The sequence below is a fragment of the Duganella radicis genome (assembly GCF_009720825.1).
Taxonomy (GTDB): domain Bacteria; phylum Pseudomonadota; class Gammaproteobacteria; order Burkholderiales; family Burkholderiaceae_D; genus Rugamonas; species Rugamonas radicis.
Genome location: NZ_WNKY01000028.1, coordinates 1 through 25,013 on the forward strand (window position 1 = coordinate 1; position 25,013 = coordinate 25,013).

Below are 25,013 nucleotides of genomic sequence, written 5' to 3' on the forward strand. Positions count from 1 at the left end.
TCGGCAGCGGCTTGCCGGCTTGCGCGTTGGCGATGATCAGCGGGATCAGTTTTTCCGGGAAGTGGTATGGACCGTAGTTGTTGGAGCAGTTGGTGGTCAGCACCGGCAGGCCGTAGGTGTGGAAGTAGGAACGCACCAGATGGTCCGACGCCGCCTTCGAGGCCGAATACGGGCTGTTGGGCGCGAACGCGGTGGTTTCGCTGAATGGCGCATCGTCCGGACCCAGCGTGCCGTACACCTCGTCGGTGGAGACGTGCAGGAAGCGGAAGGCGGCCTTCTCGTCCTCCGGCAGGCCGGACCAGTAGGCGCGCGCCGCTTCCAGCAGGCTGAAGGTGCCGTTGATGTTGGTGTTGATGAATTCGCCCGGACCGAGGATGGAGCGGTCGACGTGGCTTTCAGCGGCGAAGTGCACCACCGCGCGCGGCTTGTGCTGCTGGAACAGGGCCAGCACCTGCGCCTGGTCGCAGATGTCGCCGCGCACAAAGGTGTGGCGCGCGTCCTGCTTGAGCGAGGCCAGGTTGTTCAGATTGCCGGCATAGGTCAGCTTGTCGTAGTTGATGACAGGCTCATCTGACTGCGCCAGCCAGTCGAGGACAAAATTTGAGCCGATAAAACCAGCACCACCCGTTACAAAAATCATTTAGTATCCCGCAGCAAGAGTCAAATTAGTCGGTAGGTAGGATTTTATGTGAACTGCCCTGTATCGGGGCAAAAATTCAGGGTAAATCAGTTTTCAAAGCAACGAACCAGTGAGTATTTCTATGAAAACCTATGTAATCGGGGATTTGCAGGGCTGCCACGACCAGGCGCTGGCCATCCTCGACCGCATACGCGCGCACGCGGCCGCCGATGGCGTGGCCGAGCCTGCCATCCTGTTCGCAGGCGACCTGATCAACCGTGGGCCGGATTCCCTGTCCACTCTGCGCCATGTGCGCAAGCTGGCCATGGCCAGCGGCGGGCTGGTCGATAGCGTGCTGGGCAATCATGACCTGCACTTGCTGGCGGTGGCCTATGGCATCCGGCCGGAGCATAAGTCCGATACGCTGGCCGAGATCCTGCATGCGCCGGACCGCGACGAACTGATCGACTGGATACGACAGCGGCCGCTGGCGATCCGGGTCAAGGACCATGTGCTGGTGCACGCCGGCCTGCTGCCGCAATGGACCGCCGCGCAAGCGATGGCGCTGGCCGGCGAGGTGCAGGACATGCTGCGCGGCGACGGCATCGCCGAATTCCTGGCCGAGATGTACGGCAACCAGCCGGCCCAGTGGTCGGACGATTTGCGCGGCGCCGACCGGCTGCGCTGCATCATCAACGCCATGACCCGGCTGCGCTTCTGCACCGCCGATGGCGTGATGGATTTCAAGATGAAGGAAAGCGGCACGGCCGATCCATCGACCGGCCTGATGCCATGGTTTGAGGTGCCGGGCCGGCGCAGCGCGCAGGAAACCGTGATCTTCGGCCACTGGTCGGCGCTGGGTCTCCGGCTGGAGCCCAAGCTGATCAGCCTGGACAGCGGCTGCGTCTGGGGCGGGCAATTAAGCGCCGTGTGCCTGGAAGACCGCAGCCTGCTGCAAGTGCAGTGCCCGGAATTCCAGCAAAGCGCGGCTAAAGCGGCAAAGCCGGGGTAGCCTCCGCCATGGCCCGGTAGCCGCGGTCGTTCGGATGCAGATGGTCGCCGCTGTCGTAGGCCGGCAGCAGCCGGTCGGGTTGGGCCGGATCGCGCAGCTGCATGTCAACGTCGGCCACCGCGTCGAACTGGCCGGCCGTGCGTATCCAGGCATTCACCGCTTGCCGCTTGGCTTCGCCCTCGGCGCTGTGGATGAAGGGTTTGCCCACACCACCATGCGGCGGCAAGGTAGCGGCGCACACCCTGATTCCGGCGGCATGCGCCCGCTGGAGCAAGGTCTGCATGCCGGCGATGATGTCTTGCGCCGACGCTTGCTGCTCCGGCACGGCCAGCATGTCGGAAGCCGCAATATCGTTGACCCCGCCATGCAGCAGCAGCCAGCGCACGCCCTGCCGGTCCAGCACGTCACGCTGCAAGCGGGCCAGCATGCTCGGGCCGACAAACGGTTTGGCGCCATCCCGCAACAGCCGGTTGCCGGCCACGCCCGCATTCAGCACCGCCACCGACGACGGCGCCAGCCGCGCCGCCAGCAGGTCCGGCCAGCGCGCTTGCGCACCGGTGCTGGAACCGACGCCATCGGCAATCGAATCGCCCAGCACCACCACGGTGCGCGGCGAGCTGGTGGCCAGCACTTCCACGCTGGCGACAAAATAACGGCTGTCATCGGTTTCCGCCGCCGGCATGACGGCGGCGGCGGTGAGATCGCCGCCGCGCGCCAGGTAAGCCAGCTGCAAACCCTCGCCATGCAGGGTGGCGCGCGCACTGCCCTGCGGCAGGTAGAGGCTGATCGCCAGTTCCTGCAAGGCCGCCACCGGCATCGCCAATGGATCGCTCAGCACGCTCTCGCCGGGCGCGATGGTCACTTGCGGCTGGCCGGCGAAGGCCAGCGCGTGGTCGCTGCCGGGCTCGATGGCGGCGCCACCGGCACTGCGCGCCAACCGCGCCGCGCCCACCACCAGCGGCGTCGTGCCCAGCTCGTTGGACAGGCGCACCCGCACATTGTCGCCGCCGACACTGGTGCGCAGCGCCTGGCGCAGGCTGAGCGCCGGCATGGCCGGGCCGACGGTATCCGGCACCGCCATCCAGGTCGTCACCCACGCTGGCGCGGCCATGCCGCATGCCGGCGTCAGCACAAACAACAGCATTGCCGCCCATCGTTTCATCGCTTCACCTTGAGGTTGTTGAGTGCGGCCAGTCTACGGAGGCGGGCGGGGCAAATCAACAGCGGTGGACGCATACCCGCCATGCGTGCCGCGCATAGCCGGCTCAGCCGGCGTTGAAGTGCGTAACGCCGTGGTCGAAGCGGTGCAGGACGTCAAACATCCGCTGGCGGAACCATTGGTGGGCGGAATCGTGATGATTGCGGGCGTGCCACAGCAGCCAGTAGCGGTAAGGCGGCACCTCGAAGGGCAAGGGCTGCCATGCCAGCGGCGCGGCCGAGGCGAATTTGATGGCCATGTGTTCCGGCACCGTCAGCAGCAGGTTCTGCTGTCCGATCAGGCGCAGCGCCGCCGAAAAGAATGGCACGCTCAGGCGCACGTCGCGCCGCATGCCGTGCCGGGCCAGCGCCTGTTCGATCACGCCGTCGCGGTCGCTGCCGCCGCTGATGCGCAGGTGCGCGGCCGCCACGTACTCGGCCAGGGTGATGGTTTGCCGCGCCAGCGGATGGCCGGCGCGCATCAGGCACACGGCGCGGTCCTCGCCCATGGCGCGGCCATGCAGGTTTTCCGGCAACAGGTCGGCGATGGTGGCGACCAGGTCCACGCCCTCATCGCTGAGCAGCCGGTAATAGCCCGGCTCCCACAGCCGGAAGTCCAGCCGGGCGTGCGGCGCTTGCGCGTGCAGCGCCTCGGCCAGCGGCGGCAGCATGTGTTCGGCCAAATAGTCGGAACCGGCAATGGAAAAAGTACGCGAGCAGGTGGCCGGCTCGAAGCCCGGACCGTCCAGCACGGAATCGAGCGATGCCAGTACGGCCTTGAGCGGGCCGCGCATGGCTTGTGCGCGCTGGGTCAGCAGGAAGCGCTGGCCTTCGCGTATCAGCAGGGGATCGCCGTACTGGACGCGCAACTGGGCCAACTGGCGGCTCAGCGCCGACTGGGTCAGGCCCAGCATCTCGGCCGCCAGCGTCAGGTTGCGTGTTTCCAGCAGCACATCCAGCGACCTCAGTAAATTCAGATTGGTGGACGGCTGCGGCATGGCGTTGGTCTTAGTGCGCCGCTGGCGTCACGCCCAGCGCGGCGGCGACGGCCTGGTGGGAGGCTTCCGCCAGTTCGCGGCGGTGGGCGCCGATGCTGTCCAGCGGCGGCAGGATGGCCAGTTGTGCCTTCACCGGCGGGCCGTTCAGGATCAGCACGATGCTTTCCGCGAAACTGGTCTCGCCGATGAAATCCACCGAGGGATGCGAGGCGCCGCCGGCGTCGCGGTAGGTCAGGGCAAACGGCTGCACCGGCACTTTGGCGTCAATCGCCGCCTCGAACAGGTTGGCGTGGAACGGCAGCAATTGCCCCTGCGCCGCCGTGGTGCCCTCGGGGAAGAAGGCCACGCGCTCGCCCTGCTCCAGGCTGGTGACCAGCCCTTTGAAGATGTGGCGCAGGTCGCGCCGGTTGCCACGCGCGATGAACACGGTGCCGGCCTTCTCGGCCAGCCATCCGGCCAGCGGCCACGAGCGGATTTCCGCCTTGGCCACGAAATGACTCGGGTACAGGCTGTGCACCACAAAGATGTCCAGCCACGAGACGTGATTGGCCACCACCATGGAATGCGCCAGCGCCGGCGCGCTGCCCGGCGCCAGTTCCACCGTCACATTGCACATCGCCAGCAGTCTGGTGGACCAGCGGCGGATGTGGCCGTTACGCTTTTCCTGACCGATCCACGGAAACACCGTGGCGCAGATCGCCATGCCCTTGAACACGTGCAGCATCACCCGCGCGAGGCGGAATATCGTCGACAGTTTCATGCAGGCGTATCAGCGTTGGTAGGCGACGTGGCCGGCCACGATGGTGGTTTGCACTTGTCCGGCCAGGTTGTAGCCGAGGAACGGCGTGTGCTTGCCTTGACTCGCCAGCGCCGACGCTTCCACCGTCCAGTGCGCGCCCGGGTCGAACAAGACCACGTCCGCCACAGCGCCCACCGACAGCGTGCCGGCGTCCAGCCCCGCCACCCGCGCCGCTTCCGAGGTGATGCGGGCCAGCGCGCGCGACAGCGGACGCATTGCCTCCTTGCCTGCGCCAGTGTCCTGCGTGCTGGCATAATCCTCGGCCCATTTCAGGGTCAGCGACAGCAGCAGTTCCAGTCCGGTCGCGCCCGGCGAGGCCTCGCCGAACGGCAGCAGCTTTTCATCGTCGTCGACCGGCGTGTGGTCCGAGCACAGCGCGTCGATGGTGCCGTCCAGCAGGCCGAAGCGGATGGCGTCGCGGTCGCGCTGGCTGCGGAATGGCGGCGTCACGCGCGCGTTGGAATCGAAGAAGCCGATGTCGGCGTCGGTCATGTGCACGTGGTGCACGCCGACGTCGCAGGTGACCGGCAAGCCCTCTTGCTTGGCCTTGCGGATCAGCTCCAGCCCGGCCGCCGACGAGATGCGGCACAGGTGCACGCGCGCGCCGGTCGAGCGCATCAGTTCAAAGATGGTGTGCAGGGCGATGGTTTCCGACATCACCGGCACGCCGGACAGGCCGAGGCGCGACGCCAGCGGACCGGAAGCGGCCACGCCGCCACGGCCGATGTGCGCGTCCTGCGGACGCAGCCACACGGTATAGCCGAAGGTCTTGGCATATTGCAGCGCGCGCAGCAGCACGTTGGTGTCGGCGATCGGCTCTTCCGCCTGGGCGAAGCCGATGCAGCCCGATTCGGTCAGCGACGACATCTCGGTCAGCGCCGCGCCTTTCAGGCCCATGGTCAGCGCGCCCAGCGGGTGGACGTGCGCCTGGTTCAGCTTGCGCGCGCGGTGTTTGAGCATTTCCACCAGGCCCGGCTCGTCGAGCACCGGGTCGGTATCCGGCGGGCACACCAGCGAGGTGATACCGCCTTGCACAGCGGCCTGCATCTCCGATTCCAGCGTGGCCTTGTATTCAAAGCCCGGCTCGCGCAGGCGGGCCGACAGGTCGACAAAACCCGGCGCCACGATCAGGCCGATGGCGTCGATGGTGTCGTCGGCGCTGAAGCCCGCAGGCGCCGCGCCGACCGCAACGATTTTGCCGTCGGCGATGTAAAGGTCGTTGAGGCCGTCGATGCCGTTGGCCGGGTCGATGACGTGGCCGTTTTTAATGTGGATATTCTTCTTCATGCTTGCGTTCCTGCCACGATACTCATCACCGCCATGCGTACGGCGATACCAAACGTCACCTGCGGCAGGATCACCGCCTGCGCGCCATCCGCCACGGCGGAATCGATTTCCACGCCGCGGTTCATCGGGCCCGGGTGCATGACGATGGCGTCCGGCTTGGCCAGCGCCAGGCGCTCCGGCGTCAGGCCGTAGCTCTTGAAGTATTCGCCGGCCGATGGCAGCAGCGCGCCGCTCATGCGCTCGTTCTGCAGGCGCAGCATGATGATCACGTCGACGTCCTTCAGGCCTTCATCCATGTTGGTGAAGGTGCGCACGCCCATCTGCTCCAGGCCGCCCGGCAGCAGGGTGTGCGGGCCGATGGCGCGCACTTCCGGCACCCCCAGCGTGGTCAGCGCGTGGATGTCGGAACGGGCCACGCGGCTGTGCAGGATGTCGCCGACAATCGCCACGCGCAGGTTGGTGAAGTCCTGCTTGTAGTGGCGGATGGTGTACATGTCCAGCAGGCCCTGCGTCGGGTGCGCGTGGCGGCCGTCGCCCGCGTTCACCACGTGCACATGGTTCTGCCTGGTTTCCATCAGGTGCTTGGCGATCAGGTAGGGCGCGCCCGATTGCGCGTGGCGGACCACGAACATGTCCGCGTGCATGGCGGCCAGGTTGTCGATGGTGTCCAGCAGCGATTCGCCTTTGCTGGTCGAGGAAGCCTGGATGTTCAGGTTGATGACGTCGGCCGACAAACGCTTGGCGGCAATCTCAAAAGTCGTACGCGTGCGGGTCGAGTTTTCGAAGAACAGGTTGAACACCGATTTGCCGCGCATCAGCGGCACTTTCTTCACATCGCGGTCGGAGATGCCGACGAAGGACGACGCGGTGTCCAGAATGTGATTGAGGATGGCTTTCGGCAGCCCCTCGATCGACAGCAAGTGCTGGAGCTCGCCGTGTTTGTTCAGTTGCGGATTAAGCATAGTTTTGGTCGAAGCGTTATTCTATAGTTAGCGTAAATTTTCCATCGTCGGCGCGTTTTTTCAGGACCAGCGCCTGCCCCTTCGGCACGGCGACATGGGCGGCGACGAAGTCCGCCGCCACCGGCAGCTGGCGTTCGCCGCGGTCCACCAGCGCGGCCAGCATGATGCGCGCCGGGCGGCCGTAATCGAACAACTCGTTGATGGCGGCGCGGGTGGTGCGGCCGGTGTACAGCACGTCGTCAACCAGCAGGATGTTGGCGGCCGCCACATCGAAGGTGATATTGGTTGGCTTGACCTCGGCAGGCAGGCCTTTCCTGGCGTAGTCGTCGCGGTAGAACGAGACGTCCAGCACGCCGCAGCGGGCCGACAGGCCGAGGTCGGCCGCGAGGCGCTCGGCGATCCAGGCGCCGCCGGAATGGATGCCGACGATGGCGACATCCGGCACGCCGGCCAGACCGGCTTTCACATCGGCCAGCAGGGTGGCGTACAGCTGCTCGGCGTCGAGTTGGTTGGGATTGAGAGTCATAGGGAGTCGAAATATTGTTGCAGAATGATGGCGGCGGCGCGGTCGTCGATGACCTCGCCGCGCTTGGCCGACAGCACGGCCGAGGAATAGCGTTCGTCCACCAGCTCCACCGGCAGGCCGAAGCGGCCGGTCAGCTGATTGGCAAAACGGCGCGCCCGCGCCGTCATTTCGTGTTCATTGCCGTCCGGGTGCATGGGCAGCCCGACCACCAGCCGGGCCGGTTTCCATTCATCCAGCATCTTCTGGATATCGGCAAAACGCGTCGCATTGTCGACCGCGCTGATGACTTTGAGAGGCTCCGCCTGGCGCAGCATGGTGTTGCCCATGGCCACGCCGATTCTTTTCACACCGAAGTCGAACGCAAAAATGGTGTCGATACTGCTCATTTAAGCGTGGCCCGCCTCGGAGGTGAGCATCAGCGGGTCGATGCCCAGCAGGCGCATGGCGGCGGTGTAGCGGTCCTCGATCGGCAGGTCGAACAGGATGTGCGGATCGGCGCCCACCGTCAGCCAGCCGTTGCGGCTGATTTCCTCTTCCAGCTGGCCCGGGCTCCAGCCCGAATAGCCGATCGACACCAGCATGCGCGGCGGACCCTCGCCGGCCGCCACCGCTTCCAGCACGTCGATGGAGGTGGTGAAGGCGACGTCCTTGGTCACGGTCAGCGAGGACGAATAGCGGTGGCCGGGCGTGTGCAGCACGAAGCCGCGGTCGTCCTGCACCGGGCCGCCGAACATGATCGGCTCGTCGTCATGGCCTTCGAGGCCGTGATCGACCTTCAGGTCGATGCGCTCGAACAGGGTATGCATGGTCATGTCGGTAGGCTTGTTGATCACCACGCCCAGCACGCCGTTTTCATTGTGCTCGCAAACATACACCACCGTGCCGCCGAAGACCGGATCTTGCATGGATGGCATTGCAATAAGGAAATGATTTGCCAGATTCAGCGTGCTGGTTGGCGCGCCGACGGGCTCCAGGGGGTCGCCGGCATCCTGCATCAGGCCGGGAACAGGTAGAGTTTTGCCTATTTTGCTCTTCTTCATACAAGTTGCTCTCTCTGCTGGGTGCGTGTTCTCTCTGTGCTGCTGACAATTACTGTAGTATCGCGCGGCTAGCAACTCTGTCTAACCCGTAGTTTACACTGAATTGGGGGACGAGCCACGATTGCATCCCTCACAAGCTTGATACAGACCGAATGAAACTGACTTCTTCCCTCGTATGGCTGCGCCGCGACCTGCGCGTTTTCGACCATGTGGCCCTGCACCAAGCCCTGTTGGCGAGCGAGCGCGTGTATTGTGTTTTTATCTACGACACCACCATCCTCGACGCCCTGCCCCGGCGCGACCGCCGGGTCGACTTCATCCACGCCAGCATCGCCGAGGTGGCGGCCGAACTGAAACAGCTGGGCGGCCACCTGATCGTGCGCCATGGCGATCCGGTACGCGAGATTCCGGCGCTGGCGGCGGAGCTGGGCGTGGACGCGGTGTTCTGCAATCGCGATTATGAACCGCAAGCGATCGAACGCGACGCCACGGTGGAGCGCGCGCTGGACGCGGCCGGGCGCAAGTTTCATAGCTACAAGGATCAGGTGATATTCGAGTGCGGCGAAGTGCTGTCGCAGAACGGCGGCGTGTTCTCGGTGTTTACGCCTTACAAGAACGCCTGGTTGAAGAAGCTGGCGGCCGATCCGTCAGTGCTGGCGCCGTACAACATCGAACCGCATGCCGCCCGTCTGGCGCCGCCGCCCTCGCCCGCTCCGGCGCTGCCGACGCTGGCCGAGCTGGGCTTCGAGCCCAGCAATCTGGCCGAGCTGAAAATCCCGACCGGCATGTCGGGCGCGGAGAAGCTGTTCGAAGATTTTCTGCCGCGCATCGCCGATTACAACGTGGCGCGCGATTTCCCGGCGGTGAAGGGGCCGTCGTATTTGTCGATCCACTTCCGCTTTGGCACGCTGTCGGTGCGCCATCTGGTGCGCACGGTGCTGGACTTGCAGGAGCGCGGCGCCGGCGGCGAAGGCGCGGCCGTGTGGCTGTCGGAACTGATCTGGCGCGAGTTCTACGCCATGATCCTGTATCACAATCCGCACGTGGTGGGCGGCTCGTTCAAGCCGGCCTACGACGCTATTCAATGGGAGACCGGGCCGGAAGCCGACGAGCTGTTTGCTGCGTGGTGCGAAGGCCGCACCGGCTATCCGCTGGTGGATGCGGCCATGCTACAACTGAACCAGACCGGCTATATGCACAACCGCCTGCGCATGGTGACGGCCTGCTTCCTGATCAAAGACCTGGGCATCGACTGGCGGCGCGGCGAAGCCTATTTTGCGCTGCACCTGAATGACTTCGATCTGGCTTCCAACAACGGCGGCTGGCAGTGGGCCTCGTCATCGGGCTGCGACGCGCAGCCTTACTTCCGCATCTTCAACCCGATCACGCAGTCGGAGAAGTTTGACGGAGAAGGAAAATTCATCCGCCGCTACCTGCCGCAGTTGGCGCAACTGAGCGCGAAGGAAATCCACGCGCCATGGCTGGCGCCGCGCATGCTGGCGCCGGACTATTGGCCACCAGTGGTCATGCACGACGAAGCGCGCAAGCGCACGCTGGAGCGCTACGAGGTGGTCAAGAAGCCGGCTTGATCAAACCGCTGATCGCCTCCAGCAGCACGTCCTCCTGGAACGGTTTGCCGAAGTAGGCGTTCACGCCCAGTTCCAGCGCGACGTTGCGGTGCTTGTCCGCGCTGCGCGAGGTGATCATGATGATGGGGATGTCGCGCGTGCGCTCGTCGCCGCGCACGTTGCGCGTGAGGTCAAAGCCGTCCATGCGCGGCATCTCGATATCGACCAGCATCAGGTCCGGCCGCGTTTCCTGCAACTGCTCCAGCGCGTCGACACCATCCTTGGCCAGCAGCACGCGGTAGCCTTCACGCTCGAGCAGACGCTGGGTGACGCGGCGCACGGTCAGCGAATCGTCCACCACCATGATGGCGCGGCCCTGCGCTTGCGGCGCGTTCGGGCTGTCGGCCGCCGCCTGCGCGTACTGCACTTTCACTTCCGGATGGTGCGCCAGGTGCTGCGCCAGCGCCACCGGGTTCAGGATCAGCACAATGTCGCCCGTGCCCAGCACCGTGGCGCCGGCAATGCCCACCATGCGCGACAGCTGCGGGCCGATGTTCTTGATCACCACTTCGCGGTTGCCCAGCACTTCATCCACTTGCAGGGCGAGGCGCTCGTTGCCATTCTTGAGCATCATCACCGGCGAGGAGCGCTGCACCGGCGGCTGCGCGGCGTCGCCCAGCAGTGTGGGCAGGTACTGCATGCCGTTGGCGCGGGCATCAGCCAGCGCGGCCTCCTTCATTTGCAGCACCTGCTCGACCAGGATGGCCGGCAATGCGTAGGTCTTGCCGCCGGCGGCCAGCAGCACCACCTGGGTGACGGCCAACGTCAGCGGCAGGCGGATGGTGAAGCGCGTGCCTTTGCCCGGCACAGAATACAGGTCGACGCGGCCGCCCAGCGCCTGCGCTTCCGACTGCACCACGTCCATGCCGACGCCGCGTCCCGACAGTTCGGTCAGCGCTTCGGCGGTGGAGAAGCCGGGTTCGAAAATCAGGTCGGCGATTTGGGCATCGGTGACCGCTTCGTCCTGGTCCAGCAGGCCGACGCTGATGGCCTTGGCCTTGATGCGCTCCAGATCGAGGCCGCCGCCGTCGTCGGTGAAATCGATCACGACTTCGTTGCCCTCCTGTGCCACTTGCACCAGCAGTTCGCCGGTTTCGCTCTTGCCGGCGGCGGTGCGGCGGTCGCGCGATTCGACGCCGTGGGCGATAGCGTTGCGCAGCAGGTGTTCGAATGGGGCGGACATGCGTTCCAGGACGCTGCGGTCCAGCTCCACGCTGCCGCCGCGGATGTCGAGGTTGACGCGCTTGTCGACGTCCTTGGCGCTCTGGCGCGCCACGCGGAACAGGCGCTCGGAGATGCTGGCGAAGGGCACCATGCGCACGCGCATCAGGTCACGTTGCAGGTCGCGCGTGAGGCGGGCTTGCTGCGTCAGGTCGGTGTTGGCGTTGTCGACGCTGCGGGTCAGGCTTTCGTGGAAGCTGGCGACATCGTTGACGCTTTCCGCCATCATGCGGGTGAGTTCTTGCAGGCGCGTGAAGCGGTCGAATTCGAGCGGGTCGAATTCGCGGTCGCTGGAGATGGCCATGCGCGAGGCGATTTGCGATTCGGCCTGCATTTCGACTTCGCGCAGCTGGCGGCGCAGGCGGGCCAGGTTGTCGGAGAAGTCGGCCAGTGAGGTGCGCAGGGTGTCGACTTCGTTTTCCATGCGCGAGCGGGCGATCGACACTTCGCCGGCCTGGTTGACCAGGCGGTCGAGGATATCGGCGCGCACGCGCACCAGTGGCGATTTGGCGCTGGCCTGTTCGTCGGCGGCTGCGGGCTGCGGCGCTGGCGCGGCTGGGTGGACGCCGGGGATGTCGTCGATCAGGGTGGCAATGCTGTTGGCCGGGCCGGCGACGGCGGCTTGCCGGGTGTCCGGGTTTTGCAGTTGTTCGAACAGCAGCAGGGCGTGGTCGTAGTGGGCCAGCAGTTCTTCGAAAGCGTGCGGCGTGGCGGAGCCGGCGTGCACCATGTTTTCGATGTGGGTTTCGATTTCGTGGCAGTGCTGGCCGAGGCGCATGGCGCCGGCCATGCGCGCGCTGCCTTTCACGGTGTGCAGGAGGCGCAGCAGGCTTTGGGCGTGCGAGGTGTCGATCGGTGAGTGCTGCCAGGCGCGCAATGCTTCGCCGATTTGCGGCAGCAGGTCCGCGCCTTCTTCGAGGAAGACGGGGAGCAGGTCAGCGTCCAGCTCATCGTGGAAGATGGCGGGGGCGGCGGCCAGAACCTCGGGTTCGGCAGGAGCGAGCGCGATGACCTCCACGGCCGGCGCCAGCACGGGCTCCTCGCCAGCAGGCGGCGCCGGCTCAGCGGCGGGCGGGGCGGCTTCGGCAACGGCGAGCGGCGACGGCTCATCGGCGGTGGGCGGCGCGGCTTCGGCAACGGAGGGTTGCGATGGCTCTTCGTCGGCGGGCGGCGCGGACGGTGGTTCTGGCGCCAGGGGAGCGGCGATTTTCAGTGGCGGCTCGGCGAAGGCGTCGTCGAAGGCGGCGTTGAACAGGTCGTCGATACCATCGTCAACGTGCACTTCCGGCTTTTTCTTCGATGGCGGCGCGGTCGGCGCCTCGGACTCCGGCACGCTGCCGCTGATGGCGTTGTAGGCCTCGCGGAACAGCTGATCCAGCGCCGACTCCTGCGGCGCCGCTGGCGCGTGCAGCCCATCCATGGTCTCCGCCACCAGATCATCCAGACGCGCCTCGATCTCGTTGGTGGCCGCTGGCGGCGTCGCCATCAGCTCATCACGCAGGCCGTGCAGAGCGCCGATCAGCTCCGGCTGTGCGGACGGCATCTCGCCCGCCGCAAAGCCTTGCAGCATCTGGCGGATGCGCTGGATGGTGAAGTCCAGCAGGTCGTGCTGCGCCTGGTCCAGATGTGGTGCCGGCGGCAGCAGGACTTCCAGCGCGCCTTCCAGCGCCAGCGCCAGTTCGCGCAGGGTCTTTACGCCCACCGTGCCGGAAGTGCCGGCCAAGGTGTGCGATGCCGCCAGCGCTTCCGGATTCACAGGACGGCGCGGCTCGTGGCGCCATTCACCGAAGTCCTGTTCCAGCTTGCGTACCAGGTCGTCCGATTCGTGCAGGTAGATGTTGTACAGCGGCAGAGGGATTTCCATGCCGCCGATGTGCTTCACGTTGTCGTCGCGCGGGACGGCGGGTGTGATGCTTGGGAATTCGATGACGTTGCCGTGGGTGACCGGCGGCGGAGCCGGTGCGGGCGCGGGCGGCTCGTCGTCAGTTTGGGCTTCCAGAGAAGGCGTTTCGATCACTTCGCCGCTGTCGGCCGCTTCGGCGGATGGCGGGACATCGGCATCAGCCGGCGAGGTGTCAGCAACGCTCGGCTCAACGTCGGCCGACGCAGGCGCGGTGGTGGCGGCGGCTGGCTCGGCGTCGGTCGATGCAGGAGCGGTGGCGGCGTTGGAGGTGACGGCGCTTGGCCCGGCCTCGGTTGGCTCGGCCTCGGTTGGCCCTGCCTCGGTCGGCACGGGCGCGGCGGCAGTTGGCTCGGCGGCGGCTGGCGTGGTGGCGAGGGTCGGCTCGTCGCCTGCTTGCACGCGTGCGGCGGCGGCGATTAACGCGTCGGCATTGCGCGATGAGACGCCATCAGCGACCAACTCCGCCACCCACGCGCTCATTTCTTGCGAAGCGCCGTTCAGCAAGTCGAACAACGCGTTGGTGGCCGGACGCGCTTCCGCCAGCCACACGTTCATCACCTTCTCAATCGCGTAGGCAGCATCGGCAAACTGGTTCAGGCCCACCATCCGCCCACTGCCCTTCAAGGTGTGGAACGACCGGCGCAACATGGTCAGGTTCTCTTCCGTGCGCGGCTGCGGCAAAGTCTCGCCGACAAACACCAGCACTTCCTGCGCCTCGGAGATGAAGATCTCCAGCAGCTCCGCCTCCACCGCCGCATCGCTGGCGGCGGGCGGCGGCGCTTCGGCCGGCATGGCCACCGGCGCAGGCGCAGGCACTTGCTCCTCCAGCACCGGCACCGCACCCGACGCCGCAATCTTCTTGAACGGCACCGAACGGAAACTGCCCTGCGCCGCATCAAACGCAAAACGCTCGCGCGCACCGGCCGCGTTCTGCGCCAGCATGTCGACGAAGAAGCCCAGCGCACCGACGTTTTGCGCGATATCGTCCAGCGCCTTCGGCTCGTGCGACGGATCGCCATCGCCGTGCGCCAGGGCCAGCACCGCCGACTTCACATGCTGCGCGGCGTGCATCGCATCATCCTGATCCAGCACCGCCAGCGCACCTTGCAACTGATGCAGCACCGGGTCCAGCTCCAGCAAGGACGGACGCCTGGAAGGATCGGCATAGTAATCGTCCAGCACTTTCTCTACCTGACGCAGGCCGGTCTTCATTTCCATGGCCAGCGCGACGACCGTGTCGTCCTGCTGCATCTGGTGCGCCAAGCCACTTTGCCATTGCGCCGGTTCGGGCGGCACTTCGCCGGAGACCAGCGCCAGCAAACGCGCGCCGATGGTGTCCGCATGCGCGGCGAAATCGTCCGGCAGATGGCGGATGTGTTGCAGGCCATGTTCGGCAAACAGCAAGGCGGTGGCCATCTCCAGCGCCAGCTCCTCGCTACGGCCGGCGGAAACGGCCTTGCGCGCGACGCCGGCCAGTTGACGCAGCAAGGCGCCCAATGCTGGCAGGTTGAGTTTCTCGCATTCGGCGGCGACATCGTGCAGCGCGGTATCGAAGGCGGCGTCCAGATCGGGATCGATTTCGGCATTGGCCAGACGATCCCAGTGAGCTTTGGCTTGCACGATGCCGGCTTTGGCGCGCTCCAGCGCTTCGGTGTCGATCTGGCCGTAGCGGCGAGTTTCGTAATCCGCTGGTGCGAGGCCCTCCAGTGCGTAGGCGGTGCGCACTTGCCGCACAGTCGGCGAGGTGGATTCCGCGCCGGCGGTGGCAACGAAGAATAAAGCGTCGCGCAGCATGGCTTCCGGCTGCGCGGCAGTGCCCTGGCTCAGACGGCGGATTTGCAGGTTGATGAGGCCAAACAGCTGCTTGACGTACAGGCTGGCGGGCAGCGAACCGTCGGCCACCAGTTCGGCGAAGGCTTGCATGGACAGCCAGAAGGCGCGGGACTGGCCGTCCTGCTGCGCGTCGGCCACCAGCTTGATGGCGTCCAGCAGCGCGCCCGCATCGCCCGCGCCCTTCATGTACGGCAGCAGCGCGCGCTCGAAGCGCTGACGATAAGCGGCGTAGTCCGGCGCCTCGGCGGCGACGTCGGCGAGCGGCAGGATGATGGGCTGCGACAGGTCTGGATAGAACAAATCCGCCGGATGGATGCGCTCCGCGCCCATCATCTCCTGCACCGCGCGATAGTACGGGAACAGCTTGGCCGGCTGCGACGGCGCGCCTTCCAGCAGCTCTTCCAGATACTCCACCAGCGCCTGATACAGCTGCGCCACCGTCTGCGCATGGTCGGTCGAGCATTTCAGCGTGCCGGACTTGAAGCGGTCCAGCGCCGCCTCGGCCACCTCGGTCATCTGGCTCACGCCCTCCACGTCCACCATCTGCAACGCCCCATGCGCCTGATGCAAATGCGACTTGGCGTGTTGCAGCTGCGTGGCCTGATCTTCCGGCTCGCGTCCGCCCGCCTCGAACAAGGCGGTGCGCGAACGTGCCAGCGACTCGCGGATCTCCACCATCACCCACGACAGCGGGCCGGTGTCCAATTGCGGTTGCTGTGAAATCGGAAAATCAGTCTTGGTCATGCTTGTCTCGGCCTTTCGTTAAGCTATGCGGAAACGCGCCACGGAGTTCTTCAACTCCTGCGCCAGCACCGACAGCTTGTGAATCGATTGCGCGGTTTGCTGCGTACCGTCCTGCGTCTGCTCGGTCACCGCCAGAATATGCTGGATGTTCTGCGCCACGCCGGACGCGGAAGTGGCTTGCTGGCCGGTCGCCTGCGCGATCCCGGAAATCAGTTCCGCCAATCGGTTGGACACCTGCGAAATATCATGCAGCGCCGCCCCCGCCGCATCCGACAGGCGCGCGCCCTCCACCACGCCTTGGGTAGACTTCTCCATCGCCGCCACCGCGTCGTGCGTGTCAGTCTGAATCGTGCGCACCAGCGCGCCGATCTGCTTGGCCGCTTCGGCCGAACGTTCCGCCAGCCGCTGCACCTCCTCCGCCACCACCGAGAAACCGCGTCCCGCCTCGCCGGCCGACGCAGCCTGAATGGCGGCGTTCAGCGCCAGCACGTTGGTCTGCTCCGTAATGTCCGAAATCAGCTCGGTGATCTCACCGATCTCCTGCGACGATTCGCCCAGCCGCTTGATGCGCTTGGAGGTATCCTGAATCTGCTCGCGAATCTCGTGCATGCCCTTGATGGCGTTTTCCACCGCCGTCGAACCCTGCTGCGCCGCCGCCACCGACTGCCGCGCCACATCGGCCGACTCGCTGGCGGAACGCGACACGTCGGTAATCTCGTTGGCCATCTTCACCACCGTCGACGAGGCATCCTGAATCTCGCGCGACTGCTGCTGCGACGCCAGCAGCAGGTCGCTGGAAATGCTCTGCGCGTGGGTGGACGCCTTGGTCACCTGCTCCGCCGTCACCGTCACCCGGCCCACCAGCCCGCGCAACTCCTCCACCGTGTAATTGACCGAATCGGCAATCGCGCCGGTAATGTCCTCGGACACCGTGGCCTGCACCGTCAGGTCGCCGTCCGCCACTTCCTGCAACTCGTTCATCAGGCGCAGGATCGCCGCCTGATTCTGGTCGTTCATCGACTTGGCTTCCTCTTCCTTCTGCTGCGCCTGCTGACGCATGGTGTCCGCTTCCTGGCGGCGGCGTTCCGCGCCGCGCGTGCGGTTGTGCGAATCCATCAGCAGCACCCGGCCGATGGCGGCCGCCGTCACCAGTGTCAGCATGCCGCCCGCCACCATCAGCCAGAACGTGATGTCGAGCGAGTCCTGATTCTCGCGGTAAGCCTGCTGTAAAACGCCCAGGCGCTGGCGCAGCGCCTCGTTGTCGTTGAAGATCAGCTGCTCGGCCGCTTTGGCCGCGCTGAATTTGTCCAGTTTCTCCAGTACCGCCGCCACCAGCTTCTGATAGGCCTCGAACGCCGTTTGCAGCTCGGTGAACTTGGCGCGCAGGTCCGGCTCGCGCACCGCCGCCAGACCTTGCTGCGGGCTGCCGTTGAGGAAGCCGTCGATGGTGTTGCGGAATACCGTGGTGTCGCGTCCCAGCTGGAACGCGGTTTCGGAACTGATGCCGCCGGCGGTGAGGAATTCACCGGCGCTGCGGCTCATGCGCTGGGTCAGCATGGTCAGCTTGCCCAGCGCCGCGATCTCGCGCGCCGAGGCGCCGCGCTGCACTTTCAGGCCGATGATGTCTTCCGTACGCACCAGCAGGTCGGGCGAGAGCTCGTTCAGCTTTTGCAGCGTCTTGTCCATGCCGCTCAGGTCCGCCTTCAGCTGCAAGATGGTGCCGGCGGCGAGGTCGGTGGCGGTCCACTGCTTGCGCGCGGCCGCCACCACCACGGCGATGTCGGAACGCGGCTCGCCGATGGCGCGGCCCTGGTACTGGCCACCGCTGGTCATCAGCTTGATGTCGTTATTGAGTTCCTTGCGGCTTTCCTCCAGCTGGCGGAAGCCTTCGGCGCTGCCCTGCACCGCGTTGGGCGCGGCCTTGCCGATGCGCTGCGAATGCATCAGCGCATCGCTGGCCACCTGGGTTTGCGCCGAGCGGTTGGCGCTGTGGATGTTATTCAGCGCGACAAACACCACGCTCATGCCGATGCTGACCGCCAACGCGGTCGACAGCACGCTCAGTTGGCGTTGCGCCGGCAGGTGGCCGATCAGCGGCAGCTTGAAACCGGGGCCGGTATCGACGGGAGCGATGGCGCTACGGCGGCGGCCCAGCGCATCGCGCAGGCGCAGCGGCGCCTCGTCTGCATCATCGCTCACCGGCGATGGCGATGGCGCAGCGGCGGGCGTACCGCCGGCGGCGGTATGGAGAAACTGCGAATCGCCAAATTCTGAATTGGCTGCTGCATCTTGTGCGGCATTCCGGCTGCCGCGCGAGAAAATCTTAAAAGCCATACACCCTCTCCGGATTAAGTGTTTGCTATACCAGTCCTACCTGTACAAATCGTGGTTCCCGCACCAGCTGCGCCAGATCGATGCGCAGCCACGATTGTCCTTCGCTATCGCGGAATTCGTCGCCCGCCACAGCTTCCATGTCGGCCAGCTTGCGCAAGCCCAGCACGCGCTCGACCAGCAGCGCGCAATTAAAACCCAGTCCGGGCGCAAAACTGATCAGGCGCCGCTCGGCCGGCGACGCGCCGCCACCGCCGTACCGGCGATAGCGCGCCAAGTCGATCACGCCGGTCAGGTTGCCGCGGATGTTGGTCAGGCCCAGATACCAGTCCTGCGTCAGCGGCACCGGCGTGGCGGCTTGCAGCGGCACGATCTCGCTGATCTGGGTCAGGTCCAGCAGGCACAGACGGCCGCCGATCGACACGCCCAGTTCACGCCCGCTGTCAGTGGCGCCGGTCTTGGCGGCCTGCATGCGCTCCAGCAGTTGCACCTGATACTGGCGCAGACGGCTGCGGCGTTCGGTGGGCGCAGGGCCGCTCATCAGCCGAGGGCCGCAATCTTGGCCAGCAGTTCGGCCGGATCGACCGGCTTGACCAGATAGTCCTTGGCGCCCTGGCGCAGCGCCCAGATACGGTCGGTCTCCTGGCTTTTGCTGGAGCAGATGATGATCGGCACATCCTTCAGCTCCGGATCGCGCGCGATCGAGCGCGTGACCTGAAAGCCGTTCGCGCCGGGCATCACCACATCCATCAGGATCAGTTCCGGCTTTTCTTCCTTGAGCTTGAGCAGCGCTTCCTCGCCGTTGACGGCCACCGACACGGTGTAGCCGCTGCGGGTCAGGATATCGCTCAAAAAGTAGCGCTCCGTGGCCGAATCGTCGACGATGAGAATTCTCTGTATGGCCATATTTCCCCCTGCGGCTCGCTTATTCTGGTGTGGCGACAGCGCCGCCGGTGTGCTCGCGAACGGCGGCCAGCAGGCTGTCTTTGGTAAAAGGTTTGGTCAGATAGGCAACGGCGCCCACCATGCTGCCGCGCGCGCGGTCGAACAAGCCGTCCTTGGAGGACAGCATCAACACCGGCGTGGCATGGAATTTTGCGCTTTTTTTAATCAGTGCGCAGGTCTGGTAGCCATCGAGACGCGGCATCAGGATGTCGCAGAAGATCAGCGCCGGATGATGGTCGTTGATCTTGGCGAGGGCATCGAAGCCGTCTTCGGCCAACACCACCTGGTAGCCGGCCTGGGACAAAAAGATCTCGGCCGAGCGACGTATGGTGCTGCTGTCGTCGATCACCATGATTTTCAGAGCAGTTGTCGTCATAGTCGCTGGCCGGTTTGGCGCCTGATTTAGATCGCTACCATCTCGAAATCGTCCTTGCGGGCGCCGCATTCCGGGCAGCTCCAGTTCATCGGGACGTCGGCCCAGCGGGTGCCCGGAGCGATGCCTTCGTCCGGCAGGCCGGCTTCTTCATCGTAAATCCAGCCGCAGATCAGGCACATCCAGGTCTGGAACTCCTGCGTTGTTTCGTTGCTACTCACGTTTTGCCACCCTCAATCTAGTAAAATGCCGAATTAGGTATCTTAATCTACCCGCCGTGCAAAACCAAACTTCTCCTCTTATATTGAGCTTCGGCGCTGCCGATCCGGCTGGCGCCACCGGCGTCCAGGCCGACCTGGCGGCTTTTTCGGCCCTCTCCTGCACCGGACTGGCCGTCACCACCGCGTTGCTGATCGGCGACAGTGCCCATGTCGAAGACATGCAGGACATCGACCCGGATTGGGTGGCCGACCAGGCCCGCGTGATCCTGGAAGACATGACCATGGCCGCCTTCAAGGTCGGCGCCATCACCAATCTGGAACAGGTGGCGGCGGTGGCCGAGATCCTGTCCGATTATCCCGATGCGCCGCTGATCCTCGATCCATTCAGTTCGCGCCTGCCGCAGCCGTCCGACGACGACGCCGAGGAACTGATGACCGCCATCCGCCAGTTGCTGGTGCCGCAGGCCACGCTGCTGATGCTATCGCAAGTGGAACTGGGCCGCATGGCCGAGACCTGGCGCGAAAGCGGCGATGGCGGCGAGGGCGAGGACATGCTGCAATCGGACGTCGAGCATTTGCTGGCACTGGGCTGCGAATTCGTGCTGGTGACCGGCACTTCCTCGTCCGGCGGCGCGCTGGCCAACACCCTGTACGGCGCCGATGGCGTCATCAGCCACGACGCCTGGCAGCATCTGGCCGGGCCGTTCATCGGCGCCGGCAATACCCTGTCGGCGGCGCTGACGGCCTTCATGGCGCGCGGTGCCGACGTGCCGGAAGCGGTGGCGGCGGCGCAGGAGTACACTGTCGGCGCGCTGGCGCACGCGCAGCGCTACGGCATGGGCAAGTTCGTGCCGAACCGATTTTTCCATTTGCAGTCCCCCGAGGACATGCAATAAAAATACTGAAAATGCCATCATGACTACCTCTAAAAACGACCAGCTGTTCGAACGCGCCCAGAAAACCACGCCGGGCGGCGTCAACTCGCCGGTGCGCGCCTTCCGTTCGGTGGGCGGCACGCCGCGCTTCATCACCCACGCCGAAGGCCCGTACTTCTGGGATGCGGACGGCAAGCGTTACATCGATTACATCGGCTCGTGGGGTCCGGCGATTGTCGGCCACGCGCATCCGGAAGTGGTGAAGGCGGTGCAGGACGCGGCCACGCGCGGCCTGTCGTTCGGCGCGCCGACCGAAGCGGAAATCGAGATGGCGGAAGAAATCGTCAAGCTGGTGCCGACGCTGGAACAGGTGCGCCTGGTATCGTCGGGCACCGAAGCGACCATGAGCGCCCTGCGCCTGGCGCGCGGCGCCACGGGCCGCGACAAGATCGTCAAGTTTGAAGGCTGCTACCACGGCCACGCCGATTCGCTGCTGGTGAAAGCGGGCAGCGGCCTGCTCACCTTCGGCAATCCGACGTCGGCCGGCGTGCCGGAGGACTTCGTCAAGCACACGCTGGTGCTGGACTATAACAATGTGGCACAGATCGAAGAGGCGTTCGCCAACTTCGGCGACCAAATCGCCTGCGTGATCGTGGAGCCGGTGGCCGGCAATATGAATCTCATCAAAGGCACCCGCGAGTTCCTGCAAGCGCTGCGCGACCTGTGCACCAAGCACGGCGCGCTGCTGATCTTCGATGAAGTGATGTGCGGCTTCCGCGTGGCGCTGGGCGGCGCGCAGGAACTGTACGGCATCAAGCCGGATCTGACGGCGCTGGGCAAGGTGATTGGCGGCGGCCTGCCGGTGGCGGCGTTTGGCGGCAGCACGGCGTTGATGAGCAAGATGTCGCCGGTGGGCGCGGTGTACCAGGCTGGCACGCTGTCGGGCAATCCGGTGGCGGTGGCGGCCGGCATGACCACGCTGAAGCTGATCCAGCAGCCGGGCTTCTACGATAAGCTGGCCGCCAGCGCCAAGCGCCTGGCCGACGGCCTGACTGCGGCGGCCAGGGACGCCGGCATTCCATTCTGCGCCGACTCGGTGGGCGGCATGTTCGGCCTGTACTTCAGCGAGACGCCGCCGAACAACTACGCGGAGATGATGGCGGGGAACCGCGAACGCTTCAACATCTTCTTCCACCACATGCTGGACGAAGGCGTGTACTTTGCGCCGGCGGCATTCGAAGCGGGCTTCGTCTCGGCCCAGCACAGCGACGAAGTGATCGACGAAACCATCGCCGCCGCCCGCCGCGTGTTCGCCAGGCTTTAATCCCCCGCAGGCTCCTCTTCGGAGCGCTGGATCACGCCAGTGTTGAAGTTGTATTCGAACAGGTCGCCGTAGCGGCCCCACTCGATAGCCACGCGCAGCGCGCGCTCGGCCTCTTCTTCGCTGAGCGTGAAGCGCAGCAGTTTCAGGAACAGGTCTTCCGGCAGGTCGCCTGACTTGTCCTGTTCCAGACCATGGCAGATGTAGGCGATCAACGGCACATGCTCCAGCAGCTGCTTGGCGAACATGTCCTGCCGCTCTTCCGACTTGACGTAGCGCGCGCCCAGCTCCGTCAGCAGGATGTCGCCGTTGGTCAAATAGGCAAAGCCCAGCAGCAGCAAGGCGTTCAGCACTTCCAGCAGCTCGGCGTCCGTCAGCTCGGTTTCCTCGGCCAGCTTGGGCAGGTCGGCGCGGCCGTGGAACGGCTCTTCGGCCAGCAACTCCAGAATACCTTCCATGTGCGCGATGTCGGCCTGCGGCAGACGGTCGCCCAGTTGCAGCTTGACTTCGCGCTCGCTGATCAAGCCTCCGCCACCGCCGCGACGGCCGGAGCTGGCGGTCATCAACTCGTACACCTTGTCGATCAATTGGCGCACCTCGGCGCTTTCCGCCTTGCGCGGTTGCTGCAAGGAGATCGGCAGCTCGGCGCGCACCCGGCCCGGATCGCTGGCGAAGATCAGCACGCGGTCGGCCATCATCACCGCTTCCTCGATATTGTGCGAAACCACCAGAATCGCCTTGGTCGGGATCTGGCCGGACTGCCACAACTCCAGAATCTCCTCGCGCAGGCGTTCGCCGGTCAGCACGTCCAGCGCGGAAAACGCTTCGTCCATCAGCAGCACTTCCGGCTCCATCACCAGCGCGCGGGCGATGCCGACCCGCTGCCGCATGCCGCCCGACAGCTCGCGTGGCAGCGCGCCTTCAAAGCCGGACAGGCCAATCAGGTCGATCACCTTTTCGGCACGGCGCGCGCGCTCTTCCGGCGGCATGCCCTGCGCTTCAAGACCCAGTTCCACATTCTTCTGCACCGTCAGCCACGGGAACAGCGCGAATGACTGGAACACCATGCGGATACCGCGCGCCGTTCCATACAGTGGCATGCCGCGATACAGCACCTGGCCATCATCGGCCTGGATCAGGCCCGCCATGATGCGCAGCATGGTCGACTTGCCGGAGCCCGATTGGCCCAGCAGCGCCACGATCTCGCCTTCGCGCAGCGTGAAGTCCACGCCTTCCAAGACCGAGCGCTTGGAACCGTCCGCGGCGCGGAAGTGTTTGCCGACGGCTTTCAGTTCAACGATAGGAGTGCTCATGATTCTGTTCCTAGAAATGCAGCCGGCTTTCGGCCATGGTGTACAAACGGCGCCAGACGAAGTGGTTAAAACCCATCACGAAAATGCACATGATGCAGATGCCCAGCGCGATGCGCGGGAAGTCGCCGGCGATCGTCATCTCCTGGATGTAGCTGCCGATGCCGTGCGCCTTCAAGGTGGTCGGCCCCCAGCTGACGAATTCGGAGACAATGGCGGCGTTCCATGAACCGCCCGAGGCGGTGATGGCTCCCGTCACAAAGCTGGGGAAAATGGCCGGCAGCAGGTAGCGCCGCCATTTCAGCCAGCCGGTCAGGCCAAAGTTCTTGGCCGCGTGACGCAACTCGGTCGGGATGGTGGAGGCGCCGGCGATCACGTTAAACAGCAAGTACCACTGCGTACCAAGGATCATCAGCGGCGACAGCCAGATGTCCGGGTTCAGGTGGTAGCGTACGATGATGATCACCGCCACCGGGAACACCAGATTGGCCGGGAAGGCCGCCAGGAACTGCGCCACCGCCTGCGTGCGCGAGGCCCAGCGCGGGTTCATGCCGATCCAGATCCCGACCGGCACCCACACCAGCGCCGCCAGCGCCAGCAACACCACCACGCGCATCATGGTGTAGACGCCCAGCATCAGCACATGCCCTACTTCGCTCCAGCCGACTTCGGTGCGGATGAAATGCACCAGGCTCCAGAGCGCGTAGAACACCACGGCGGCAATCACCGCATCCCACACCCGCTGCGGCACCAGCGACGGCTTGTCCTTGCGCGCGCGGATCGAGGTGCCGTCGTGCGACAGGCGGAACACGGCGATGGAGCGCGACAGCTGGTGGCCGAACCATTCAACGATTTGCTGCGTGCGTTCGGTGCGGCGCAGCCAGGTCAGCAACCATGAGGATTGGGCGGTATCGCCGCCGGTTTCCTCGAAGCGGAACTTGTCGGCCCACGCCAGCAGCGGGCGGAAGAACAGCTGATCGTACAACAGCACCGCGATCAGCATGGCGAAGATGGCCCAGCCGATGGCCGCCAGGTTGCTCTGCTCAATCGCCAGTGCGATGTAGGAGCCCATGCCGGGCAGCTTGATGGTCTGGTTCGACACCATGATGGCTTCCGACGCCACCACGAAGAACCAGCCGCCGGACATGGACATCATCATATTCCACAGCAGTCCGGGCATGGCGAACGGCAGTTCCAGCCGCCAGAAACGCTGCCAGCCCGACAGCTGGAACACCTGCGCCGCCTCCGACAATTCGGCCGGCACCGAGCGGAATCCCTGATAGGCCGAGAAAGCCATATTCCACGCCTGCGAGGTGAAGATGGCGAAGATGGCGGCGCACTCCACGCCCAGCAGGTTGCCGGGGAAGAGCGCGATAAACGCCGTCACGGTAATCGACAGGAAGCCAAGAATCGGAATCGATTGCAGGATGTCGAGCATCGGCACCATGACCTTTTCCGCCGTGCGGTACTTGGTGGTCAGCGCGGCGAACACACAGCTGAAGATGACCGACGCGCCCAAAGCGATGAACATGCGCAGCGTAGTGCGCAGCAGGTAGTACGGCAGGTAGAGCGGGTCGAGCGTCATCGGCAGCGTCTGGCCGAGTTCATACGGACGCGCCATTTGCTGGCTGCCATAGGCCATCAACACGAAAAGCGCCAGCACGATGGGCAGCAAGGCCCAGTCCCAGCGATTGCCGCCGGCCTCCACCACCTGGCGGGGGAAAAATTGCCGTTTCTTGTTCATCTTATTACTTTCTCTGGCGCGGCAAGAGGAGGCCACGGGGAGCGAAGGAGGGAGCGTTACCGCTGGCCGCCATTCTAATAGATTACAACTACAAAATTATTACAGTCATGAAAGTTACTTATTA

Annotated in this window: 21 protein-coding genes; 4 read left to right on the forward strand and 17 right to left on the reverse strand. The window is 65.2% G+C overall.

The window, feature by feature from the left end:
- Positions 1–640, reverse strand: a 640-nt coding sequence (locus GM676_RS21005) for a dTDP-glucose 4,6-dehydratase (RefSeq protein ID WP_155465889.1), incomplete at its 3' end; no start/stop codon positions are given.
- A gap of 121 nt (positions 641–761) precedes the next feature.
- Between GM676_RS21005 and GM676_RS21010 the strand changes: the two genes are divergently transcribed.
- A complete protein-coding gene (locus tag GM676_RS21010; RefSeq protein ID WP_155465890.1) occupies positions 762–1,631 on the forward strand; it encodes a symmetrical bis(5'-nucleosyl)-tetraphosphatase in 870 nt (289 codons plus the stop codon).
- Here GM676_RS21010 and GM676_RS21015 read toward each other — a convergent pair.
- The 8 genes from GM676_RS21015 to GM676_RS21050 form a co-directional block, all read right to left on the reverse strand.
- Positions 1,609–2,793, reverse strand: coding sequence for an SGNH/GDSL hydrolase family protein (locus GM676_RS21015; RefSeq protein ID WP_155465891.1), 1,185 nt, complete (start codon positions 2,791–2,793; stop codon positions 1,609–1,611). The genes GM676_RS21010 and GM676_RS21015 overlap by 23 nt on opposite strands.
- Before the next feature lie 103 nt (positions 2,794–2,896).
- The gene (locus GM676_RS21020) at positions 2,897–3,826 is read right to left on the reverse strand and encodes a LysR family transcriptional regulator (protein WP_155465892.1); all 930 of its coding nucleotides are present in this window, start codon (positions 3,824–3,826) and stop codon (positions 2,897–2,899) included.
- Positions 3,827–3,836: 10 nt separating this feature from the next.
- Positions 3,837–4,586, reverse strand: coding sequence for a lysophospholipid acyltransferase family protein (locus tag GM676_RS21025; RefSeq protein WP_155465893.1), 750 nt, complete (start codon positions 4,584–4,586; stop codon positions 3,837–3,839).
- Positions 4,587–4,595: 9 nt separating this feature from the next.
- Positions 4,596–5,912, reverse strand: a complete 1,317-nt coding sequence (locus GM676_RS21030) for a dihydroorotase (RefSeq protein WP_155465894.1) — start codon at positions 5,910–5,912, stop codon at positions 4,596–4,598.
- The gene (locus GM676_RS21035) at positions 5,909–6,874 is read right to left on the reverse strand and encodes an aspartate carbamoyltransferase catalytic subunit (RefSeq protein ID WP_155465895.1); all 966 of its coding nucleotides are present in this window, start codon (positions 6,872–6,874) and stop codon (positions 5,909–5,911) included. Before GM676_RS21035 ends, GM676_RS21030 begins: the two co-directional genes overlap by 4 nt.
- A 16-nt stretch (positions 6,875–6,890) precedes the next feature.
- Complete coding sequence (gene pyrR, locus GM676_RS21040; protein WP_155465896.1) at positions 6,891–7,400, reverse strand: bifunctional pyr operon transcriptional regulator/uracil phosphoribosyltransferase PyrR; 510 nt, start codon at positions 7,398–7,400, stop codon at positions 6,891–6,893.
- Complete coding sequence (ruvX, locus tag GM676_RS21045; RefSeq protein WP_155465897.1) at positions 7,397–7,786, reverse strand: Holliday junction resolvase RuvX; 390 nt, start codon at positions 7,784–7,786, stop codon at positions 7,397–7,399. The genes pyrR and ruvX overlap by 4 nt, the downstream gene beginning before the upstream one ends.
- Complete coding sequence (locus tag GM676_RS21050; RefSeq protein WP_229262803.1) at positions 7,787–8,395, reverse strand: YqgE/AlgH family protein; 609 nt, start codon at positions 8,393–8,395, stop codon at positions 7,787–7,789.
- Between the two features lie 197 nt (positions 8,396–8,592).
- Here GM676_RS21050 and GM676_RS21055 point away from each other — a divergent pair, with 197 nt between their 5' ends.
- A complete protein-coding gene (locus GM676_RS21055) occupies positions 8,593–10,029 on the forward strand; it encodes a cryptochrome/photolyase family protein (RefSeq protein WP_155465899.1) in 1,437 nt (478 codons plus the stop codon).
- Here GM676_RS21055 and GM676_RS21060 read toward each other — a convergent pair.
- From GM676_RS21060 to GM676_RS21085, 6 genes are read right to left on the reverse strand one after another with little or no spacing between them, the layout of a single operon-like run.
- Positions 10,013–15,769 carry a hybrid sensor histidine kinase/response regulator gene (locus tag GM676_RS21060; protein ID WP_155465900.1) on the reverse strand — a complete coding sequence of 1,919 codons (5,757 nt, stop codon included), beginning with the start codon at positions 15,767–15,769 and terminating at the stop codon, positions 10,013–10,015. The two genes, GM676_RS21055 and GM676_RS21060, sit on opposite strands and share 17 nt — an antisense overlap.
- A gap of 18 nt (positions 15,770–15,787) precedes the next feature.
- Positions 15,788–18,103, reverse strand: a complete 2,316-nt coding sequence (locus GM676_RS21065) for a methyl-accepting chemotaxis protein (protein ID WP_155465901.1) — start codon at positions 18,101–18,103, stop codon at positions 15,788–15,790.
- 25 nt (positions 18,104–18,128) lie between these two features.
- Entirely contained in the window at positions 18,129–18,641 is a 513-nt protein-coding gene (locus GM676_RS21070) for a chemotaxis protein CheW (RefSeq protein WP_155465902.1), read from the reverse strand.
- The gene (locus GM676_RS21075) at positions 18,641–19,006 is read right to left on the reverse strand and encodes a response regulator transcription factor (protein WP_155465903.1); all 366 of its coding nucleotides are present in this window, start codon (positions 19,004–19,006) and stop codon (positions 18,641–18,643) included. The genes GM676_RS21070 and GM676_RS21075 overlap by 1 nt, the downstream gene beginning before the upstream one ends.
- Before the next feature lie 19 nt (positions 19,007–19,025).
- Positions 19,026–19,421, reverse strand: a complete 396-nt coding sequence (locus tag GM676_RS21080) for a response regulator (RefSeq protein ID WP_155465904.1) — start codon at positions 19,419–19,421, stop codon at positions 19,026–19,028.
- 26 nt (positions 19,422–19,447) lie between these two features.
- Positions 19,448–19,600: a rubredoxin gene (locus GM676_RS21085; RefSeq protein WP_092275808.1), complete on the reverse strand. Its 153-nt coding sequence runs from the start codon at positions 19,598–19,600 to the stop codon at positions 19,448–19,450.
- A 95-nt stretch (positions 19,601–19,695) separates the two neighbouring features.
- Between GM676_RS21085 and thiD the strand changes: the two genes are divergently transcribed.
- Entirely contained in the window at positions 19,696–20,535 is an 840-nt protein-coding gene (gene thiD, locus GM676_RS21090; protein ID WP_371866319.1) for a bifunctional hydroxymethylpyrimidine kinase/phosphomethylpyrimidine kinase, read from the forward strand.
- 19 nt (positions 20,536–20,554) lie between these two features.
- On the forward strand, positions 20,555–21,838 hold the full coding sequence (gene hemL / locus GM676_RS21095) for a glutamate-1-semialdehyde 2,1-aminomutase (protein WP_155465906.1): 1,284 nt from the start codon (positions 20,555–20,557) through the stop codon (positions 21,836–21,838).
- Here the strand turns inward: hemL and GM676_RS21100 are convergent.
- Positions 21,835–23,148 (reverse strand): ABC transporter ATP-binding protein, encoded by a 1,314-nt coding sequence (locus GM676_RS21100; protein ID WP_155465907.1) that lies wholly within the window; start codon positions 23,146–23,148, stop codon positions 21,835–21,837. The genes hemL and GM676_RS21100 overlap by 4 nt on opposite strands.
- Positions 23,149–23,158: 10 nt before the next feature.
- Positions 23,159–24,889, reverse strand: a complete 1,731-nt coding sequence (locus tag GM676_RS21105) for an ABC transporter permease (protein ID WP_155465908.1) — start codon at positions 24,887–24,889, stop codon at positions 23,159–23,161.
- Between the last annotated feature and the right edge of the window lie 124 nt (positions 24,890–25,013).

Excerpts from the sequence above, each read along its gene's own strand:
- GM676_RS21010 (WP_155465890.1), top strand. The coding sequence starts at position 762 with ATGAAAACCTATGTAATCGGGGATTTGCAGGGCTGCCACGACCAGGCG.
- GM676_RS21015 (WP_155465891.1), bottom strand. The coding sequence starts at position 2,793 with ATGAAACGATGGGCGGCAATGCTGTTGTTTGTGCTGACGCCGGCATGC.
- GM676_RS21020 (WP_155465892.1), bottom strand. The coding sequence starts at position 3,826 with ATGCCGCAGCCGTCCACCAATCTGAATTTACTGAGGTCGCTGGATGTG.
- GM676_RS21025 (WP_155465893.1), bottom strand. The coding sequence starts at position 4,586 with ATGAAACTGTCGACGATATTCCGCCTCGCGCGGGTGATGCTGCACGTG.
- GM676_RS21030 (WP_155465894.1), bottom strand. The coding sequence starts at position 5,912 with ATGAAGAAGAATATCCACATTAAAAACGGCCACGTCATCGACCCGGCC.
- GM676_RS21035 (WP_155465895.1), bottom strand. The coding sequence starts at position 6,874 with ATGCTTAATCCGCAACTGAACAAACACGGCGAGCTCCAGCACTTGCTG.
- pyrR (WP_155465896.1), bottom strand. The coding sequence starts at position 7,400 with ATGACTCTCAATCCCAACCAACTCGACGCCGAGCAGCTGTACGCCACC.
- ruvX (WP_155465897.1), bottom strand. The coding sequence starts at position 7,786 with ATGAGCAGTATCGACACCATTTTTGCGTTCGACTTCGGTGTGAAAAGA.
- GM676_RS21050 (WP_229262803.1), bottom strand. The coding sequence starts at position 8,395 with ATGCAGGATGCCGGCGACCCCCTGGAGCCCGTCGGCGCGCCAACCAGC.
- GM676_RS21055 (WP_155465899.1), top strand. The coding sequence starts at position 8,593 with ATGAAACTGACTTCTTCCCTCGTATGGCTGCGCCGCGACCTGCGCGTT.
- GM676_RS21060 (WP_155465900.1), bottom strand. The coding sequence starts at position 15,769 with ATGACCAAGACTGATTTTCCGATTTCACAGCAACCGCAATTGGACACC.
- GM676_RS21065 (WP_155465901.1), bottom strand. The coding sequence starts at position 18,103 with ATGGCTTTTAAGATTTTCTCGCGCGGCAGCCGGAATGCCGCACAAGAT.
- GM676_RS21070 (WP_155465902.1), bottom strand. The coding sequence starts at position 18,641 with ATGAGCGGCCCTGCGCCCACCGAACGCCGCAGCCGTCTGCGCCAGTAT.
- GM676_RS21075 (WP_155465903.1), bottom strand. The coding sequence starts at position 19,006 with ATGGCCATACAGAGAATTCTCATCGTCGACGATTCGGCCACGGAGCGC.
- GM676_RS21080 (WP_155465904.1), bottom strand. The coding sequence starts at position 19,421 with ATGACGACAACTGCTCTGAAAATCATGGTGATCGACGACAGCAGCACC.
- GM676_RS21085 (WP_092275808.1), bottom strand. The coding sequence starts at position 19,600 with ATGTGCCTGATCTGCGGCTGGATTTACGATGAAGAAGCCGGCCTGCCG.
- hemL (WP_155465906.1), top strand. The coding sequence starts at position 20,555 with ATGACTACCTCTAAAAACGACCAGCTGTTCGAACGCGCCCAGAAAACC.
- GM676_RS21100 (WP_155465907.1), bottom strand. The coding sequence starts at position 23,148 with ATGAGCACTCCTATCGTTGAACTGAAAGCCGTCGGCAAACACTTCCGC.
- GM676_RS21105 (WP_155465908.1), bottom strand. The coding sequence starts at position 24,889 with ATGAACAAGAAACGGCAATTTTTCCCCCGCCAGGTGGTGGAGGCCGGC.